The sequence below is a fragment of the Pleomorphomonas diazotrophica genome (assembly GCF_002844595.1).
Taxonomy (GTDB): Bacteria; Pseudomonadota; Alphaproteobacteria; order Rhizobiales; family Pleomorphomonadaceae; genus Pleomorphomonas; species Pleomorphomonas diazotrophica.
Map to the genome: position 1 here is coordinate 15,188 of NZ_PJNW01000003.1, position 18,134 is coordinate 33,321.

Genomic DNA, 18,134 nt, shown 5'->3' on the forward strand with positions numbered 1-18,134 from the left:
ACAGCTTGATCATTGCCGGCAATGGGGCAACACTCCCCTTGCATCGTGTCATTGGTTTCGGGCCGGAACAATGAGCCAAGTCCGCATTACCGGTGGCTGCCAGTGCGGCGCCGTTCGCTACGCCCTCGATCAACCGCCGCGACATGTCCATGTCTGCCATTGCCGCATGTGTCAGAAGGCCGTCGGCGGCCCCTTCGCGGTGATCTGCCCCATACCCAAGACGGCTTTCCACCTGACGCGAGGCACGCTCAGCTATTTCATGAGCTCGGATGTCGGCCGTCGCGGCTTTTGCAACGCCTGCGGTACGCCAATAAGCTTCGATTATCCCGAGGACGACGAGTTCGGCGTCATGGGCGGCACGCTCGATGAGCCCAGCCGCGCGCCACCCGAGAACCAGTATGGCAATGAAAGCCGCGTCTCCTGGTATGCCGGCCTGTTAGACGTGCCCGGCGACAGTTCCACCTATGCCGACAATCCCGACATGCTGCACCGGATCAGCAGCACCAACCATCAGCATCCCGATCACGACACGGAAGTCTGGCCGCCACGCCGGCCATGAAACTCGACAAGCGGGGCTATGGACTCGGGGCTGGCGACTTCATTTCGCCGAAAGCGTTGGCGGGAGCGCACCCGTAGAAAATTCGTCTGTCTCTCTGGCGCTTTTGGGCAGAACTTTTCGCAGGCACGCTGCGCAATGGCTGTGCGCGTCGTCGCCCTGACAAAGGGCATCTGCCATATTTTGCGGCGAAGACGACAGTGTCTGATGCGGATACCGAACAGGAACATACGAGATGACCAAGACGCTCCTCACCATCGCCCTTACCCGTCGCGCGGGCCTTGCCGCCCTTGCCGGCGCCGCTGCGCTCGTGTCCGTCGCTGCTCTCGGCGCGACGGCGGCGCTTGCCGCCGACAAGACGTCGATCAAGGTCGGCATCATGTCGGGCGAGGATGAGGATGTCTGGCGCGCTGCGGCGGCCGAGGCCGAGAAGGCCGGCCTGACGCTGGAGCTGGTCACCTTCAACGACTACACGCAGCCGAACGAGGCTCTGGAGCGAGGTGAGATCGACGCCAACGCCTTCCAGCACAAGCCCTATCTCGACAACCAGATCCAGCAGAACGGCTATCACATCGTGGTGGCCGGTTACACCGGCCTCTGGCCGATCGGCCTCTACTCCAAGACCCACGCCAAAGTAGCCGACCTCGCTGACGGCGCCAGTATCGGCGTGCCGAATGACCCCTCGAATGAAGGCCGCGCCCTCAAGGTGCTGGAGCAGCAGGGCCTCATCAAGCTGAAGGACGGTACGGGCATTCTCGCCACTGTCGCCGACATTGCCGAGAACCCGAAGAATCTCGAGATCAAGGAACTTGATGCCGGTGTGGTCGGCCGGGCCATCGACGACCTCGACGGCGCCGTCGTCAACACCGACTGGGCGCTGAAGGCCGGCCTGACGCCGGAGAACCGCATCGCCCAGGAGGCGATCGCCGACAACCCCTATCGTAACTTCATCGCCGTGCGCGAAGCCGACGCCAAGGAGCCATGGGTGACCAAGCTGGTTGCCGCCTACCAGAACCCGACGGTGAAGGCGGTTTTTGACGAGGTCTACAAGGGGACCGGCGTCGCCGCCTATTGACCGACGCGACGGAAAGCCGTTGAAGAAGCGATCCGGCGGGTTTCCGCCGGATCGCGTTCATCGGGGAGGCCCGATCGCGGCACTCTCCGGACGAGATATGACTGGAAGAAACGTGACCTCGCAGCCGTCCGCCACAGCCTTCGCGGCCGTGGACCCCGCACCCGGCGCCTTGGAGACGCCGGTCGTCGCACTATCCGGCGTCAGCCGCAGTTTCGGCCCGACACGCGCCCTCGATGATCTGTCGCTCACCGTGCGGCGCGGCGAAATCCTCGGCATCATCGGCCGGTCCGGCGCCGGCAAGTCGACGCTGATCCGCTGCCTCAACGGCCTTGAGCGCCCCGACAGCGGCCGCATCGAAATCGAGGGGCGCAACATCGTCGGCCTCAGCGAAAGCGAGCTGCAGCCGATCCGCCGCAAGATCGGCATGATCTTCCAGCACTTCAACCTGATGTCCGCCAAGACGGTGGTGGACAACGTCGCCCTGCCGCTGAAGATCGCCGGCTGGAGCAAGGCCGAGCGGCGGGCGCGGGCGCTGGAACTTCTCGACCTCGTCGGCCTTTCCGACAAGGCCGGTGCCTATCCGTCGGCGCTGTCGGGCGGCCAGAAACAGCGGGTCGGCATCGCCCGCGCTCTTTCCGCGCGCCCCGCCCTGCTGCTCTCCGACGAGGCGACGTCGGCCCTCGATCCCGAGACCACCCGCGCCATCCTGACGCTCCTCAAGGACATCAACCGCAAGCTCGGCGTCACCGTCGTCCTCATCACCCACGAGATGGAGGTGGTCAGGACGATCGGCGACCGCGTGGCGGTCCTGGAAGCCGGTCGTATCGTCGAGGAAGGCGAGGTCTGGCACGTCTTCTCCGATCCGAAGACCGAACTGACGCAGAGCCTTCTGTCCGGCGTCCGGCCGCAACTGCCTGCGCATGTCGCCTCGCGCCTTGCGACCGACGGCCAGGAGGTGGTGCTTGGCGTCGACTTGACCGACCCCGCCCTGGGGGATGGCCTCTTCGTCGACATCCTGGATCATCTGCCGGCGACCGTTCACTTCCTGCATGGGGGCATCGATCATATCCACGACCAGCCGGTCGCCCGTTTCTTCCTGACCGTCCCGCGCGAACCGGCCGCCCTTGTCGAGGACGTCACAACCTACCTCCGGTCCATCAACGCCCGCGTCGAGGTGCTCGGCCATGTCTCCCGTCCTGTTTAACCTCTTGCTCCAGTCGATCTGGGAGACGGTTGTCATGACGCTGGCCTCCGGCGTCATCTCCTTCGTCGCCGGCCTGCCGCTGGCGCTCATCCTCGTCGCCACCGACCGCGGCGGCATCGCCGAGAACTTCCTCGTCAACCGGGCGCTGGGTTGGGTGATCAACGGCTTCCGCTCTGTGCCGTTCATCATCCTGCTGGTGGCGCTGATCCCGCTGACCCGCCTGCTGGTCGGCACCTCGCTCGGCACGGCGGCGGCCATCGTTCCGCTGGCCATTGCCGCGGCGCCCTACTACGCCCGCGTCGCCGAGGTGTCGCTGCGCGAGGTCGATCCCGGCCTGATCGAGGCGGCGCGCGCCATGGGCGGCAATCGCTGGACCATCGTGCGCGAGGTGCTGGTTCCCGAGGCGCTGCCCGGCATCGTCGCCGGCTTCACTGTGACGCTGGTCACCCTGGTCGGCGCCTCGGCCATGGCCGGCGCCATCGGGGCCGGCGGCCTCGGCGATCTCGCCATCCGCTATGGCTATCAGCGTTTCGAGACCGGCGTCATGATCGCCGTGGTCGCGGTACTGATCGTGCTGGTGTCCGGCATCCAGTGGCTCGGCGACCGGCTGGTCGCCCGCCTCGATCACCGCGCCTGAGACAAGCGACCAGCGGCCCTACCTGGCAACTGACCTGCGCAAGATGGGTGTCTCGGTCTCGCCGAGACGGTCTTGGCCTGAGCTCCCCCGGCCTCAGCGACCTGTGGGAACATTCGCTCGCCGAGCCTCGGCTTCGGCGATCCTCCGATGTGTTGCCGGCCTCAAGTTTTTATTGCAAGTGATTTGCAACTGCATATGATGCCTAGGCTACATCTTCGAGATTAGCCTACAGGAGATCGGCTCATGCGCGGTATGCGATGGCTAGGCTTGGCGCTTGTCGCAGTGATGGCACAGGCGCTGTCAGCGGGGGCGGCGGTCGGCCAGGAGAAGTTCAAGGCGGTAACGACCTTCACCGTCATCTCGGACATGGCGAAGAACGTGGCGGGCGACGCCGCCATCGTTGAGTCGATCACCAAGCCCGGCGCCGAGATCCATAACTATCAGCCGACCCCCGGCGACATTCAGCGGGCGCAGGGCGCTAGGCTGATTCTCTGGAACGGGCTCAATCTCGAACTCTGGTTCGAGAAATTCTTTGACAATCTCCAGGATGTGCCAAGCGTGGTGGTGTCCGACGGCGTGGAGCCGATCGGCATCGCCGAGGGGCCGTATAGCGGCAAGCCCAATCCGCATGCCTGGATGTCGCCGACGTCGGCGCTCGTCTATGTCGACAATATCCGCGACGCCTTCGCCAGGTATGATCCGGGAAATGCCGAGACCTATCGGGCCAACGCCGAGGCCTACAAGGCGAAGATCGCGGCGGCCATCGATCCCATCCGGGCGAAACTTGCCGCCCTCCCCCCCGACCGGCGCTGGCTGGTGACGAGCGAAGGCGCCTTCTCCTATCTTGCCCGGGATTTCGGCCTCAACGAACTCTACCTCTGGCCGATCAACGCCGACAGCCAAGGCACGCCGAAACAGGTCCGCAAGGTGATCGACGCGGTGCGCGAGCATGGTATCGCCGTCGTCTTCTCCGAAAGCACCGTGTCGCCCAAGCCGGCCGAACAGGTCGCGCGCGAGACCGGCGCTAGATATGGCGGCGTGCTCTATGTCGACTCGCTGAGCGAGCCCGATGGCCCGGTGCCGACCTATCTCGATCTCCTGCGCGTCACGGCGGACACCATCGCCAAGGGTCTGGCCGCTGCGCCCTGACCCGGCACGAACCAGAAGCCGCGCCGTCCTTCTACCGAAAGATTTCTTCGATGACCGAGACACCCGACCAGCACGGAACGAGCGCCGGCACCCTTGAGGCGGGGATCGCGGTGAAATCGGCGACCATCACCTATCGCAACGGCCACACGGCCATGCGCGACGCCAGTTTCGAGGCGCCGGCCGGCACCATCACCGCGCTGGTTGGCGTCAACGGTTCGGGCAAATCCACCCTGTTCAAGGCGGTGATGGGCTTCGTGCGGCTGGCGCGCGGGTCCATCTCCATCTTCGGCCGGCCGGTGGCCGAGGCTTTGCGCCAGAATCTCGTCGCCTACGTGCCCCAGAGCGAAGAGGTCGACTGGAACTTTCCGGTGCTGGTCGAGGACGTGGTGATGATGGGCCGCTACGGCCACATGGGCTTCCTGCGCCGGCCGCGCCCCAACGACCATCAGGCTGTCGCTGTCGCGTTGGCCCGCGTCGGCATGACGGATTTTCGCAAGCGCCAGATCGGCGAGTTGTCGGGCGGGCAGCGAAAGCGCGTGTTCCTGGCGCGCGCACTCGCGCAGGACAGCCGGGTCATCCTGCTCGACGAGCCGTTCACCGGCGTCGACCTGAAGACCGAAGGTGCCATCATCGATCTGCTCAAGGAGTTGCGCGAAGAGGGTCGGGTCATGCTGGTGTCGACCCACGACCTCGGAAGTGTGCCGGAGTTCTGCGACCGCACCGTGCTGGTCAAGGGGGCGGTGCTGGCCTATGGCCCGACCGCGGAAGTCTTCACCCAGGCCAACCTCGAAATCGCCTTTGGCGGTGCACTCCGGCACTTCATCCTGAGCGAACAGCGTAACGGCGAGTCCTATCCGGTCGGCGTCATCACCGACGACGAGCGGGCGCTGGTGCTGCGCGACGGCAAGGCCAGCCGGATGGTCGCCAGCTCGGAGAGGCTTGAATGATGGCCGCGCTTCTGGAGCCATTCTCCTACGATTACATGGTCAATGCCATGTGGGTGTCGGCGCTGGTCGGCGGCGTCTGCGCCTTCCTGTCCTGCTACCTGATGCTGAAGGGCTGGTCGCTGATCGGCGACGCGCTGTCGCATGCCATCGTGCCCGGCGTGGCCGGCGCCTACATGCTCGGCCTGCCCTTCTCGGTTGGCGCCTTTTTCGCCGGCGGACTCGCCGCCGCCGCCATGCTGTTCCTCAACCATCGCACCAAGCTGCGCGAGGACGCCATCATCGGCCTGATCTTCTCCTCCTTCTTCGGTCTCGGCCTGTTCATGATGTCGCTGTCGCCGATGTCGGTCGACATCCAGACCATCGTGCTCGGCAACGTGCTCGCAATCGCGCCGGCTGACACGTTGCAACTCGTGGTCATCGGCGTCGTGTCGCTCGTCGTGCTGCTTGCCAAATGGAAGGACCTGATGGTGACCTTCTTCGACGAGACCCACGCCAAATCGATCGGCCTCAATACGACCGCCCTCAAGATCGTGTTCTTCACCCTGCTGTCGGCATCGACCGTGGCGGCGCTCCAGACAGTTGGCGCCTTCCTGGTGATCTCCATGGTGGTGACACCGGGCGCCACCGCCTATCTCCTGACCGATCGCTTCCCGCGCCTCATCGCCATCGCCGTGGCGATCGGCGCGCTGACCAGCTTCATCGGCGCCTATATCAGCTACTTTCTCGACGGCGCCACGGGCGGCATCATCGTGGTGCTCCAGGCGACGATCTTCCTCGTGGCCTTCCTGCTGGCGCCGCGTCATGGCCTGCTGGCAGCACGCCGACGTGCGGCTGAGGCCCCGGAGGTCTCGCGATGACCGTCATCGACACCCTCCTTTCGCCCTTCCAGTTCGATTTCATGGTCCGGGCGCTGGTCATCGCGGCGCTGGTGGCGGTGCCGACGGCGCTCTTGTCCTGCTTTCTGGTGCTGAAGGGTTGGTCGCTGATGGGCGACGCCATCTCGCATGCCGTGTTCCCCGGCGTGGTCGTCGCCTATATCGTCGGCCTGCCCTATGCGGTGGGCGCCTTCACGGCCGGCATGCTCTGCGCGCTCGCCACCGGCTTTCTCAAGGACAACAGCCGCATCAAGCAGGACACCGTCATGGGCGTGGTGTTCTCCGGCATGTTCGGCCTCGGCCTCGTTCTCCATGTGAAGATCCAGGCGACGGTGCATCTCGACCATATTCTGTTCGGCGACATGCTCGGCGTGTCATGGCAGGATGTCGCGTTCACTGCCGCGATCGCCGCCGCGACCACCCTGGTCATCGGTGCCAAGTGGAAGGATCTGCTGCTGCATGCCTTCGATCCAGCGCAGGCGAGAGCGTCCGGACTGCCCGTCGGTCTGCTGCACTATGGCCTTCTCGCCATGATCTCGCTCACCATCGTCGGTGCCTTGCAGGCGGTCGGCATCATTCTGGCAATCGCCATGCTGATCGCCCCGGGCGCCATCGCCTTCCTCGTCACCCGGCGCTTTGCCGCCATGCTTCTGGTTGCCACAGCTGTCGCGGTCATCGCCTCGCTCGTCGGCGTCTACCTGTCCTTCTTCCTCGACAGCGCGCCGGCGCCGACCATCGTGCTCTTGATGGCAGTCCTGTTCGTCGCGGCCTTCATCGCATCGATCGTTCGGACCTCGCGGGCGGAAACCACCGCCTGATCGCCTCACCCCCTGCGAGCCGTATCCGTCATGACACGACAAAGCCCCTGAAGCCGAGCTCCAGGGGCTGTTTCACGTCAGACGCCCTGACGTCAGCGATGCCCGGCCTCGGCCAGGAACCGCTTCAGGTTGGCGATGCCCATGTTGACGTATGTCTTCGGGTTGGCCTTCTTGGGGTCCTGCTCGGCCTCAAGAATGACCCAGCCAGAATAGTTGGGCAGCGCCTTGAACACGCCCGCAAAGTCGATCGAACCGTCGCCGGGCACCGTGTAGACCCCTTCGAGGACGGCATCGAGGAAGGACCAGCCCTCGGCGAGCGCCTTCTTGGCGATCGGTGTGCGGACATCCTTGGTGTGCACATGGCCGATGCGGTCGGCGTATTTGCGCGCCATCGCCACGGCATCGCCGCCGCCCCAGGTCATATGACCGGTGTCGAGCAGAAGCTTCACCGCCGGGCCGGTTCCGGCCATGAAGCGGTCGACCTCTTCCGGGGTCTGGACCACCGTGCCCATGTGATGATGATAGACCACCTGCAGGCCGTAGCCCTTCACCAGCTCGGCAAAGCGGGTCATGCGCGGCAGGAAGACGGCCCATTCGGCATCGGTGAGCACGGGGCGGCTCGTCAGCGGCGCCGACTGGGTGCCATGAACGGTGCGCGTGCACTCGCAGACGATCAGAACTTCGGCGCCGGCTTCCTTGCGCCACTTCAGCTCATCCTGCGCTGCGGCGAACTCGGCATCGGCGTCGCGCTCGAGCAGGAAGGTGGAGTACCAGCCGGAAACGAAGACCATGCCGTAGTCGGCGAGCAGCTTCTTGAGTTCCGGGCCATCTGAGGGGAACTTGTGCCCCTTCTCCATCCCTTGAATGCCGGCGTCGCGCGCTTCAGTGAGGCACTGCTCGACGGGGATGTCACCACCGATCTCCCAGAGGTCGTCGTTCGACCAGCAGATGGGGTTGGCGCCAATGCGAATCATGTTTTCTCTCCCACTAGCCGCACCAGTTCGAGCTCTGCGCCGACCGGGCTGTTGTTTGCCAAATGCTTCGTCACGGCAGGACATCGGGGCTTAGCCCCGGCCATCGTCCCGCTCTTGCGCCGTGGAACAGGCGTTCCGCCCAAAACCCAATCCAAGAACCGCCTTTCACCACAAGGAACATGTTCCGGCTGCATACCGGAGGATGGGCGCTCCGCTCTTAACCCGCCGAATTCCGACCCAATTATTCCCTATTTCATTTCATTCGGCATGTAAATTCCGCTTCTCGCGACCTCGACGAAGGTCGGCTACCGACACCGCCAGTGCCGTTGCGACCGTCAAGGTGGCCGACAGCGACCTAAAGCCCTCGAAGTCGGCTTCGACGATCTCGAACCAGGCACCGTTTTCCGGCACCAGGGGGCTGAACGGACTGTCGGTGATCACCACCAGCGGCACCCCTTGGGCGGCAACCTGCCGCATGTGATCCACCGTGCTGGAGGAATAGGGCGTGAAACTGATGGCGAAAGCCGCGTCGCGCGGGCCGGCGAAGTTGAGAACCTCGCGATCGATGCCGAGCGGCGACCCCACCAACACGGTGCGGATTCCCAGCTTCCCAAACGCGTAGGCCATGTAGGACGTGATGGGATAGGAGCGGCGTTGCGCGATCAGGTAGATCGTGTCGGCATCGGCGAGGATTTGCGCCGCCTTATCCATGGTTGCCGGGTCAATGCGTTCGCAAACCCGCTCGACCGAGCGGATGGCGGCCTTGCCGAAGCCATCCAGCATGGCGGCGGTGACGGGCCGGCCGGAGGAATGAGTGGAGAAGGCGTCGAGGCGCTCGTCGTAATTGGTCGGGCGATCGCGCAGGCGTTCCTGGAACACGACCTGGAGCTCGGAGAAGCCTTTGTAGCCCATTGCCTTGGCAAAACGGACAAGGGTGGAGGGCTGCACCTTGGCGGCCGTGGCGATGCTCGCCACGGTGCCGAAGGCAATCTCGTCGGGCGACTCGACAGCGTAGGCTGCGACCTGGGCCAATCGGCGCGGCAGCTTGTCCCGACGTTCGATGATGATGTCGCGCAGGGCGCGGAACTCCTGCGGCGGCGGTCCGGCGCCATCAGGATCATCGAAATGCATAGGCTCGCTTTCGTCGGTCATCCCAGCCTCGTTCCAAATCGAATTGGATGTTTCAACCATATTCCATCATTCCATCCGATGTTAGACCATCCGAGCGCCGTTGGCATCGACAAAGAAACGGCCGAAAGTCTCAGTCAGCCAGGCCGGCCCGTATCGATCGTCTCGTCCCCGCTGGCGATCCGAGCAGCGCACAGAGACAAGCATCCTCGACCCGCCGCCTCTCCATCTCTTTGAAAGAGAAAGGAGGTTTGCGTGATACCGTCGACACGGAGCCGACTACCGCCAGACGTCCAAGCCAACGCCTACGACCAAATAGTAGTGATCCCGATGGAAGCGGCGGGCCGATTGAGCCGGGGAGGCCTTGACGGACAGACGAGATGGAACTTAAATTCCATCTAGAAAAGAGACCGTTCCATATCATCCAACAAACACGCCGCTGACCTCAGCAATGGACGGATGGGACCGGGCTCGCGACGGCCAATCCCGAAAGAGATTGTGAATCGTTTTCACCTTTTGGCGCGGCGACGGTCAGATGCAACTAGCCGGCGGGAAGAACCGCGATATCCCGGCGGAAACAGTCGAGGGAGAGAGCTCTATCATGGCACTGAGATTTGGATTGCTGGGCGCCGGACGCATTGGCAAGGTGCATGCGGGCGCCGTCGCCGCCACGCCGGGGGCGGAACTGGTGGCCGTCGCCGACGCGCTGCCGGAAGCGGCTGCCTTCATCTCGAAATCATCGGGCGCCGAGGTGCGGACGATCGACGAGATCATGAATGCCAAGGATGTCGACGCCGTTCTGATCACCACGCCGACCGACATGCACGCCGACATGATCGAACAGGCTGCGCGCGCCAAGAAGGCGATCTTCTGCGAGAAGCCTGTCGACCTCGACATCGCGCGCGTGCGCCGCTGCCTCGATACCGTGGCACGCGAAAAGGCGCCGCTGATGATCGGCTTCAACCGTCGCTTCGACCCCAATTTCATGGAGGTGCGGGCCCGCATCGACGCCGGCCAGATCGGCGCGGTGGAAATGGTGTCCATCACGTCGCGCGATTCTGCTCCGCCGCCGGCCAGCTATGTGGCGCGGTCGGGCGGCATGTTCCGCGACATGACCATTCATGACTTCGACATGGCGGCCTTCCTGCTCGGCGAGGATCCGGTCAAGGTGTTCGCGGTCGGTTCGAGCCTGGTCGATCCGGAGATCGGCAAGGCCGGCGACATTGACAGCGGTTCGGTCATCCTCACCACCAAGTCGGGCAAGATCGCCCAGATCTCCAACTCGCGCCGGGCCACCTACGGCTACGATCAGCGCATCGAGGTGCACGGGTCGAAGGGCATGGTGCACGCCGAAAACATGCGCGCCACCACCGTCGAGGTGGCGGACGCCCAGGGTTACCGCCGCGAACCGCTGCTCGATTTCTTCATGACGCGCTACACGCAGGCTTACGCCAACGAGATCGCCGCCTTCATCAAGGCGCTCGATGCCGGCAAGCCGATGCATCCCTCGGGCGAGGATGGCCTCAAGGCACTGGCCATGGCCGACGCCGCCATGCTTTCGCTGAAGGAAGGTCGTCAGGTCGACATCGCCTACTGAGCACAGTGGACGGCCGGCGCCACACCGCCGGCCGTCTTCATGAGGGCGTATGCCTCTTGCCTTGCGTCGCGGCCTTTCAGCCGAGCCCGATCGAAGTCTTCGATCCTTGCCTGCGCGTCTCCAAGTGTCGAGTAGGCGAGAGCACCGCCCCCGGATCCGACGTCCCGGCGCGAAGCCCGACCGGCGCACAGGAATTCGCGGGCCCTGCTGCATAGCCAGCGACTGTGGGTTTTTGAACGTTTGGTTCAAAGCCATCGCGGCGCGTCATGGCAGCCCCCGTCAGGCAGGAGCCTCACCGATGCTCGCCATGAGCCGTTTGGCACGACCCGCCCCGCAGGAAAGCAGCAAAATCGACCGTTTCGCCCACGCCACGCGTGAGCGGGGGCCGGCATTCCGGGATACTACGATGGTCGTAGAACAATAATTTCATCGACCTTTGCTATCGGAATGTATATTCTTACACACAAGGACGCGGCACAGCGTCAAGACGGAAAGCCCTGCGAGGAAAGAATGACGAACACCCCCAGCGCGGCCAAGACGCTTGATCTCATCGCCATTGGCCGGGCCTCAGTCGATCTCTACGGCCAGCAGATCGGCACCCGCCTTGAGGACATTGGCAGCTTTGCAAAGTCAGTCGGCGGTTGCCCTGCCAACATTTCCGTCGGAACCGCCCGGCTCGGGCTCAAGTCGGCACTGGTGACGCGCGTCGGCAACGAGCAGATGGGGCGGTTCATCCTTGAGCAGCTCGCCCGTGAGACGGTCGAGACCTCGGGCATCACCGTCGACCGTGATCGGCTGACGGCGCTGGTGCTGCTCGCCGTGGAAGATGAGGGCGTGTCGCCCATGATCTTCTACCGTTCCGACTGCGCCGACATGGCTCTTTCGGAAGCCGATATCGACGAGGCGCTGATCGCCCGTAGCCGCTCGATCGTGGTCACCGGCACGCATTTCTCGCGCCCGCATTCAGAGGCCGCGCAGCGCAAGGCGATAGCGCTTGCCAAGAAGCACGGCACCAAGGTGGTGATCGACATCGACTACCGGCCCAATCTCTGGGGCCTCGCCGGCCATGATGCGGGCTTCGAGCGCTATGTGAAGTCGGACCGCGTCTCCGGGCTCCTTCGCACGGTTCTTGCCGATTGCGATCTGATCGTCGGCACCGAAGAAGAGATCATGATCGCCACCGGCGCCGACAGCGTGCTGGCGTCGCTGAAACTGATCCGATCGATCAACACCGTCGCCACCATCGTGCTGAAGCGCGGCGCCATGGGCTGCATCGTCTATGACGGCCCGATCTCCGACGATCTCGAAGACGGCATCGTCGGCAAGGGCTTCCCGATCGAGGTGTTCAACGTGCTCGGCGCCGGCGACGCCTTCATGTCGGGATTCCTGAGGGGATGGCTGAAGGGCGAGCCGCTCGCCACCTGCGCCACCTGGGCCAACGCCTGCGGCGCCTTCGCCGTGTCGCGCCTTCTCTGCTCGCCAGAGTATCCGACCTGGGAGGAACTGAGCCACTTCCTCGCCCATGGCAGCAGCGAACGGGCGCTGCGCAAGGATCCGGCCCTCAATCACATCCACTGGGCAACGACCCGCCGCGGCGACTATCCGACGATGATGGCGCTGGCCATCGATCACCGCAGCCAGGTCGAGGATCTGGCCCAGGATGCGGCGACGCTGAAGCGCGTTCCCGACTTCAAGGTGCTGGCTGTGAAAGCCGCTCAGCGGGTTGCGGCGGGACGTCCGGGCTTCGGCATGCTGCTCGACGACAAGTACGGCCAGAAGGCGCTGTTCGCCGCCGGGGCCGGCAAGGGGCTCTGGGTCGCCAAGCCGATCGAACTGCCCGGCTCGCGGCCGCTCAAGTTCGAGTTCAGCCAGGATATCGGCAGCCGCCTGATCGAGTGGCCGCTCGAGCATTGCATCAAGGTGCTGTGCTTCTATCATCCCGACGACCCGGCCGACCTCAAGGCCGAGCAGACGGCCAAGCTCACCACCGCCTACGAGGCGGCGCGCAAGGTCGGCCGCGAAATCCTGATCGAGATCATCGCCTCCAAGGCCGGTCCGCTCGGCAGCGACACGGTGGCCCGGGCGCTGACCGAACTTTACGCCGCCGGCCTCAAGCCGGATTGGTGGAAGCTGGAGCCGCAGGCTTCGGAGGTTGCCTGGCAGGCGATCGATGGCGTGATCAAGCGCAACGACCCCTATTGCCGCGGTGTGGTACTCTTGGGCCTGGAGGCACCGATCGAAACGCTGAAGCAGGGCTTTGCCGCCGCCAAGACGGCGCCCTGCGTCAAGGGCTTCGCGGTGGGACGGACCATATTCGCCGATGCCGCCAGGCGTTGGCTCAACGGTGAGATCGACGACGAGGCGGCCATCGCCGACATGGCGCAGAAGTTCGGCACGCTCGTCGAGGTCTGGCTGTCGCTGGACGCCTCGCGGGCGGCCTGATCGAATAGAAAAAAGACAGACGAGAAGGGGCCGGCCGCAACGACGACGGCGCCCACTTCGGGAGGATAGACATGGCAGGCAAGACGGTGCGGTTGACGGTGGCGCAGGCGACGGTGCGGTTCCTGGTCAATCAGAAAACGATCATCGACGGGGAGAAGCTGCCGATCTTCGCCGGCTGCTGGGCGATCTTCGGCCACGGCAACGTGGCCGGCCTCGGCGAGGCGCTTTATCAGGTACGCGAGACGTTTCCGACGCTGCGCGCCCATAACGAGCAGGCTATGGCCCTGTCGGCGATCGCTTTCGCCAAGGCGTCGTTCCGCCGCCGTTTCATGGCCTGCACCACCTCGATCGGCCCCGGCGCGCTCAACATGGTGACGGCCGCCGCCGTCGCCCACGTCAACCGTCTGCCGCTCTTGCTGCTGCCCGGCGACGTCTTCGCCAACCGTCGGCCCGACCCGGTGCTGCAGCAGGTGGAGGACTTCCAGGACGGCACCGTGTCGGCCAACGACTGCTTCCGCCCGGTGTCGCGCTATTTCGACCGCATCCAGCGGCCGGAGCAACTGATCCTTGCCTTGCAGCGGACCATGCACGTCCTGACCGACCCCGCCGAATGCGGTCCGGTGACGCTCTCGATGTGCCAGGACGTTCAGGCGGAAGCCTATGACTGGCCGGAAAGCCTGTTCGAGGAAAAGGTCTGGGTGCCGCGTCGCATTCGCCCGGACGAGAACGAACTCGCCGCCGCCATCGGCCTTCTCAAGTCCGCCAAGAACCCGATGATCATCGCCGGCGGCGGCGTGCTCTACTCCGAGGCGACCGCCGAGCTTCGCGCCTTCGCCGAGAAACATCATGTCCCCGTCGCCGTGACACAGGCCGGCAAGTCGTCCATCGACGAGACGCACAAGCTGGCGCTCGGCGCCGTCGGCGTCACCGGCACCTCGGCGGCCAATGCGCTGGCCGCCGATGCCGACCTGGTACTGGCCATCGGCACCCGCTTCCAGGACTTCACCACCGGTTCGTGGGCCCTGTTCAAGAGCGGTGATCTCAAGATAGTCGCGCTCAACGTCGCGAGCTACGATACCACCAAGCACAACGCTGCGCCGTTGGTGGCGGACGCCAAGGTCGGCCTCGGACTGCTGTCTCAAGGCCTCGGCACCTGGAAGGCGCCGCGCGTCGCCGAACGTGCTATCGTCGAGAAGAAGAAATGGCTTGAAGAGGCCGACAAGGCGTTGGCGTCGACCAATGTCGAAAAGCCGTCCGACGCGCAGGTGATCGGCGCCGTGGCGCGGACGCTTGGCGGGCCTGAAACGGTGGTCGTCTGCGCCGCCGGCGGCCTGCCCGGCGAGTTGGACAAGCTCTGGGTGCCGACGGTCCCGGGCAGCTACCACCTGGAATATGGCTTCTCCTGCATGGGCTACGAGATCGCCGGCGGCATCGGCGTCAAGATGGCCAATCCCGAGAAGGAAGTGGTCGTCATGGTGGGCGACGGCTCCTACATGATGATGAACTCCGAGCTCGCCACCTCGGTCAGCCTCGGCCAGAAGCTGACGGTCGTGCTGCTCGACAACCACGGCTTCGGCTGCATCAACCGGCTGCAGATGGCCACCGGCGGCGCCAACTTCAACAACCTCTGGCAGGACTGCGCCATGCAGGCCCAGCCGGATATCGACTTCCGGGCTCATGCGGAAAGCATGGGTGCCATCGCCGTCAAGGCCTCCTCGATTTCCGAACTGGAGACGGAGCTCGCCAAGGCCAGGACCGCCGACCGCTCCACGGTGATCGTCATCGACACCGATCCCCTCGTCACCACCGACGCCGGCGGCCATTGGTGGGATGTGGCGGTGCCCGAAACGTCGCCGCGCAAGCAGGTTGCCGGTGCCCGCGAGGCCTATGAGGCCGCGAAGAAGCTTCAGCGGGTCTTCGACTGACGGCGGGACGGGAAGGAGAAGGTCATGCCCAACTCTCATCTTCGCGTCCGGCCCAAGGCGGACCGAGGCCTCGTCTCCGAGGTGACGCCGGAAAGCGCCGGCTGGACTTATGTCGGATTTGCACTCCACCGCCTTGAGTCCGGCAAGGCTCTCAAGGCGGAAACGGGAAAGCTGGAAGTCTGCCTTGTGCTGGTTTCCGGCAAGATCCGTCTCTCGATCGACGGCAAGGACCAGGGCGAAATCGGTGAGCGGATGAGCCCGTTTGAAGGCGCCCCCTGGGCAGCCTTCATCCCCCCTGGCGGCAACTATGAGCTGACCGCCACAACGGAGGCCGAGGTCGCGATTTGCTCAGCGCCCGGTGCTGCTGGCTTCCCGGCCAAGCTGATCCCGCCGGGCACCCATCCGCAGATCACGCGCGGCAAGGGGTCCAACACCCGCCTCGTCACCAACATCATGCCGGAGAACGATGGTTCCGCCCATTCGCTCCTGGTCGTCGAGGTGATCACCCCGGGCGGCAACACATCGAGCTACCCGCCGCACAAGCACGATCAGGATGACATCCCGGCGGAAAGTCATCTCGAGGAAACCTACTACCACCGCTTCAATCCGCCGCAGGGCTATGGCTTCCAGCGCGTCTACACCGACGACCGCAGCCTCGACGAGGTGGTGCTGCTCGAAGACGGCGACGTGGTCATGGTGCCCAAGGGGTATCACCCGGTCGCGACCATCCACGGCTACGACAACTACTACCTCAATGTCATGGCCGGGCCCAAGCGGATCTGGAAGTTCCACAACGAGCCGGCCCACGAGTGGCTGTTCACCGGACTTGGCGCACCGACCGCCGCGCGCTGACGAAGCGCCAGCGGCCTTGGCGATTGCCACGAGACACAACGGAGAAGATCATGAACATGGAAATCCTGAAGCACCAATTCGGCAAGGTGGAGCGTCTCAGGTATCTCGTCGACAATGAGTGGCGGGAATCGAAGACCACCAAGTACATGCCGGTGATGGATCCCTCCACCGGCAAGCAGATCGCCGAGGCCCCCTGCTGCACCCAGGATGAGGTGGATGCCGCTGTCGCCGCCGCCGCCCGCGCCTTCCCGGCCTGGCGCGACACGCCGGTCCCGACCCGCATTCAGTTGATGTTCCGCTTCAAGCAGTTGCTCGACGCCCACCTCGACGAGCTGACCGAACTGCTCGCCACCGAGAATGGCAAGGTCCTCTCGGAAGCCAAGGGCGATGTTCTCAAGGCGATCGAAGTGGTCGAATGCGCCTGTTCGACGCACTACCTGATGCAGGGCGACACCTGCATGAACGTGTCGACCGGCTACGACACCGTCTCGTTCCGCGAGCCGCTCGGCGTCTTCGCGGCCATCGCGCCCTATAACTTCCCGGCGATGATCCCGATGGGCTGGATGATCCCGTTTGCGATCACCACCGGCAACACCGTGGTGCTCAAGGCGGCCTCTATGGTGCCGCAAACGGCGAGCCGCATGCTCGAACTCCTGATCGAGGCCGGCCTGCCCAAGGGCGTCGTCAATCTCGTCACCTGCTCGCGCGTCGAGGCCGACAGCCTCTTGGTCAACCCGGCCATCAAGGGCGTCTGCTTCGTCGGCTCGACCTCGGTCGGTCTGCACATCTACAAGACCGCCGCCGCCAATGGCAAACGCGTTCAGGCTCTCACCGAAGCCAAGAACCACGCCCTCGTCCTCGAGGATTGCGTGCTCGAACGCACGGTGCGCGGCATCATCAACTCGACCTATGGCTGCGCCGGCCAGCGCTGCATGGCGCTGCCCGTCGTCTGCGTTCAGGAGAGCATCGCCGACGAGTTCGTGGCGCTGTTCAAGAAGCTTGCCCAGGAACTGAAGATCGGCCCGGCCTATGTCGAGGGATCGCAGCTCGGCCCGGTCATCTCGCAGGCCCAGAAGGAGTCGATCGAGAAGGCCATCCAGCGCGGCATCGACGAAGGCGCGACGGCCGTTCTGGACGGTCGCGGCGCCAAGGTGCCCGGCTTCGAGGGGGGCTATTTCGTCGGCCCGACCATCCTCGACCACGTCAAGCCCGGCTCCTATGTCGGCGAAGAAGAGATCTTCGGGCCGGTGACGTCGATCAAGCGCGTCAAGGACTTCGAGGAAGGCCTCGCCATCATGAATGCCAACCGTTTCGCCAACGGTTCGTGCATCTACACGACGTCGGGCCGCTACGCCCGCGAGTTCGCCAAGCGCACCGACGGCGGCATGGTCGGCATCAACGTCGGCATTCCCGTGCCTTTCTCGATCTTCCCATTCTCGGGCCACAAGCAGTCCTTCTTCGGCGACCTGCATACGCTCGGCAAGGATGGCGTCGCCTTTTTCACCGAGACCAAGTCGGTTACTTCCGTCTGGTTCTCCGAAGAGGACGCCAAGAAGACGGTCAGCACCTGGGATGGCACGCTGACCCGCAGCTGACGATCAGGGGCGACGGTCTCCTCCACCCGCCTCGCCCCAACAAGCGCCTCTCCTCCGGCGCTGGCCGGCCCTCCCTGGGGCCGGCCTTTTCTTTTCTGGAAGGAACGACACCGACGATCCTCGCCAAGTCATGAAATCCAAAGCGAAATTCTGAACTTCCGCGCCTCAAGACTTCGCCTTTTGACAGCAGGTCGAACAGCCTCGGAAATATGCTTCGTGCATGGAACCGAACGAGCCCGATCGACGTTTGCAGTATAAGCATGGAGTGTGGGGAGCCAGCCGGACATCAATGCGATCGATGCGTGGCGGCTTTCAGTCTCCGATCACTTGAAACCTTTGCTTCTTTTTCCCATCTCGGGA

Annotated in this window: 15 protein-coding genes; 13 read left to right on the top strand and 2 right to left on the bottom strand. The window is 64.4% G+C overall.

The annotated features are described in order from the left end of the window. Nucleotides 1–70: 70 nt before the first annotated feature. From CXZ10_RS06870 to CXZ10_RS06905, 8 genes are all read left to right on the top strand, one after another. A complete protein-coding gene (locus CXZ10_RS06870; protein ID WP_101288407.1) occupies nt 71–559 on the top strand; it encodes a GFA family protein in 489 nt (162 codons plus the stop codon). A 232-nt stretch (nt 560–791) separates the two neighbouring features. After that, on the top strand, nt 792–1,631 hold the full coding sequence (locus CXZ10_RS06875) for a MetQ/NlpA family ABC transporter substrate-binding protein (protein WP_101288408.1): 840 nt from the start codon (nt 792–794) through the stop codon (nt 1,629–1,631). A 112-nt stretch (nt 1,632–1,743) separates the two neighbouring features. After that, nucleotides 1,744–2,835 carry a methionine ABC transporter ATP-binding protein gene (locus tag CXZ10_RS06880; protein ID WP_244617140.1) on the top strand — a complete coding sequence of 364 codons (1,092 nt, stop codon included), beginning with the start codon at nt 1,744–1,746 and terminating at the stop codon, nt 2,833–2,835. Then, nucleotides 2,816–3,472: a methionine ABC transporter permease gene (locus CXZ10_RS06885; protein ID WP_101288410.1), complete on the top strand. Its 657-nt coding sequence runs from the start codon at nt 2,816–2,818 to the stop codon at nt 3,470–3,472. Before CXZ10_RS06880 ends, CXZ10_RS06885 begins: the two co-directional genes overlap by 20 nt. Nucleotides 3,473–3,715: 243 nt before the next feature. Next, entirely contained in the window at nt 3,716–4,621 is a 906-nt protein-coding gene (locus CXZ10_RS06890; RefSeq protein ID WP_101288411.1) for a metal ABC transporter substrate-binding protein, read from the top strand. 50 nt (nt 4,622–4,671) lie between these two features. After that, a complete protein-coding gene (locus CXZ10_RS06895) occupies nt 4,672–5,568 on the top strand; it encodes a manganese/iron ABC transporter ATP-binding protein (RefSeq protein ID WP_143741485.1) in 897 nt (298 codons plus the stop codon). Further along, entirely contained in the window at nt 5,565–6,425 is an 861-nt protein-coding gene (locus tag CXZ10_RS06900; RefSeq protein ID WP_101288413.1) for a metal ABC transporter permease, read from the top strand. Before CXZ10_RS06895 ends, CXZ10_RS06900 begins: the two co-directional genes overlap by 4 nt. After that, nucleotides 6,422–7,261 (top strand): metal ABC transporter permease, encoded by an 840-nt coding sequence (locus CXZ10_RS06905; RefSeq protein ID WP_101288414.1) that lies wholly within the window; start codon nt 6,422–6,424, stop codon nt 7,259–7,261. The genes CXZ10_RS06900 and CXZ10_RS06905 overlap by 4 nt, the downstream gene beginning before the upstream one ends. A gap of 92 nt (nt 7,262–7,353) precedes the next feature. Here the strand turns inward: CXZ10_RS06905 and iolE are convergent, their stop codons facing one another. Next, the gene (iolE, locus tag CXZ10_RS06910; protein ID WP_101288415.1) at nt 7,354–8,235 is read right to left on the bottom strand and encodes a myo-inosose-2 dehydratase; all 882 of its coding nucleotides are present in this window, start codon (nt 8,233–8,235) and stop codon (nt 7,354–7,356) included. A gap of 258 nt (nt 8,236–8,493) precedes the next feature. Continuing rightward, nucleotides 8,494–9,387, bottom strand: a complete 894-nt coding sequence (locus CXZ10_RS06915) for a MurR/RpiR family transcriptional regulator (protein WP_244617139.1) — start codon at nt 9,385–9,387, stop codon at nt 8,494–8,496. Between the two features lie 577 nt (nt 9,388–9,964). On the opposite strand from CXZ10_RS06915, the gene iolG reads away from it, so the two are divergent. From iolG to CXZ10_RS06940, 5 genes are all read left to right on the top strand, one after another. After that, nucleotides 9,965–10,960, top strand: a complete 996-nt coding sequence (iolG, locus tag CXZ10_RS06920; protein WP_101288416.1) for an inositol 2-dehydrogenase — start codon at nt 9,965–9,967, stop codon at nt 10,958–10,960. A gap of 510 nt (nt 10,961–11,470) precedes the next feature. Next, nucleotides 11,471–13,402, top strand: a complete 1,932-nt coding sequence (locus tag CXZ10_RS06925; RefSeq protein WP_101288417.1) for a bifunctional 5-dehydro-2-deoxygluconokinase/5-dehydro-2-deoxyphosphogluconate aldolase — start codon at nt 11,471–11,473, stop codon at nt 13,400–13,402. Between the two features lie 71 nt (nt 13,403–13,473). Further along, a complete protein-coding gene (gene iolD / locus CXZ10_RS06930; RefSeq protein WP_101288418.1) occupies nt 13,474–15,327 on the top strand; it encodes a 3D-(3,5/4)-trihydroxycyclohexane-1,2-dione acylhydrolase (decyclizing) in 1,854 nt (617 codons plus the stop codon). A gap of 24 nt (nt 15,328–15,351) precedes the next feature. Continuing rightward, entirely contained in the window at nt 15,352–16,179 is an 828-nt protein-coding gene (gene iolB / locus CXZ10_RS06935; RefSeq protein ID WP_101288419.1) for a 5-deoxy-glucuronate isomerase, read from the top strand. A 50-nt stretch (nt 16,180–16,229) separates the two neighbouring features. Then, on the top strand, nt 16,230–17,774 hold the full coding sequence (locus CXZ10_RS06940; RefSeq protein ID WP_210199863.1) for a CoA-acylating methylmalonate-semialdehyde dehydrogenase: 1,545 nt from the start codon (nt 16,230–16,232) through the stop codon (nt 17,772–17,774). The last annotated feature ends 360 nt before the right edge of the window (nt 17,775–18,134 follow it).

Bases quoted from the DNA above. Each gene is read 5' to 3' on its own strand.
- CXZ10_RS06870 (WP_101288407.1), top strand. From the start codon at position 71: ATGAGCCAAGTCCGCATTACCGGTGGCTGCCAGTGCGGCGCCGTTCGC.
- CXZ10_RS06875 (WP_101288408.1), top strand. From the start codon at position 792: ATGACCAAGACGCTCCTCACCATCGCCCTTACCCGTCGCGCGGGCCTT.
- CXZ10_RS06885 (WP_101288410.1), top strand. From the start codon at position 2,816: ATGTCTCCCGTCCTGTTTAACCTCTTGCTCCAGTCGATCTGGGAGACG.
- CXZ10_RS06890 (WP_101288411.1), top strand. From the start codon at position 3,716: ATGCGCGGTATGCGATGGCTAGGCTTGGCGCTTGTCGCAGTGATGGCA.
- CXZ10_RS06895 (WP_143741485.1), top strand. From the start codon at position 4,672: ATGACCGAGACACCCGACCAGCACGGAACGAGCGCCGGCACCCTTGAG.
- CXZ10_RS06900 (WP_101288413.1), top strand. From the start codon at position 5,565: ATGATGGCCGCGCTTCTGGAGCCATTCTCCTACGATTACATGGTCAAT.
- CXZ10_RS06905 (WP_101288414.1), top strand. From the start codon at position 6,422: ATGACCGTCATCGACACCCTCCTTTCGCCCTTCCAGTTCGATTTCATG.
- iolE (WP_101288415.1), bottom strand. From the start codon at position 8,235: ATGATTCGCATTGGCGCCAACCCCATCTGCTGGTCGAACGACGACCTC.
- CXZ10_RS06915 (WP_244617139.1), bottom strand. From the start codon at position 9,387: ATGACCGACGAAAGCGAGCCTATGCATTTCGATGATCCTGATGGCGCC.
- iolG (WP_101288416.1), top strand. From the start codon at position 9,965: ATGGCACTGAGATTTGGATTGCTGGGCGCCGGACGCATTGGCAAGGTG.
- CXZ10_RS06925 (WP_101288417.1), top strand. From the start codon at position 11,471: ATGACGAACACCCCCAGCGCGGCCAAGACGCTTGATCTCATCGCCATT.
- iolD (WP_101288418.1), top strand. From the start codon at position 13,474: ATGGCAGGCAAGACGGTGCGGTTGACGGTGGCGCAGGCGACGGTGCGG.
- iolB (WP_101288419.1), top strand. From the start codon at position 15,352: ATGCCCAACTCTCATCTTCGCGTCCGGCCCAAGGCGGACCGAGGCCTC.
- CXZ10_RS06940 (WP_210199863.1), top strand. From the start codon at position 16,230: ATGAACATGGAAATCCTGAAGCACCAATTCGGCAAGGTGGAGCGTCTC.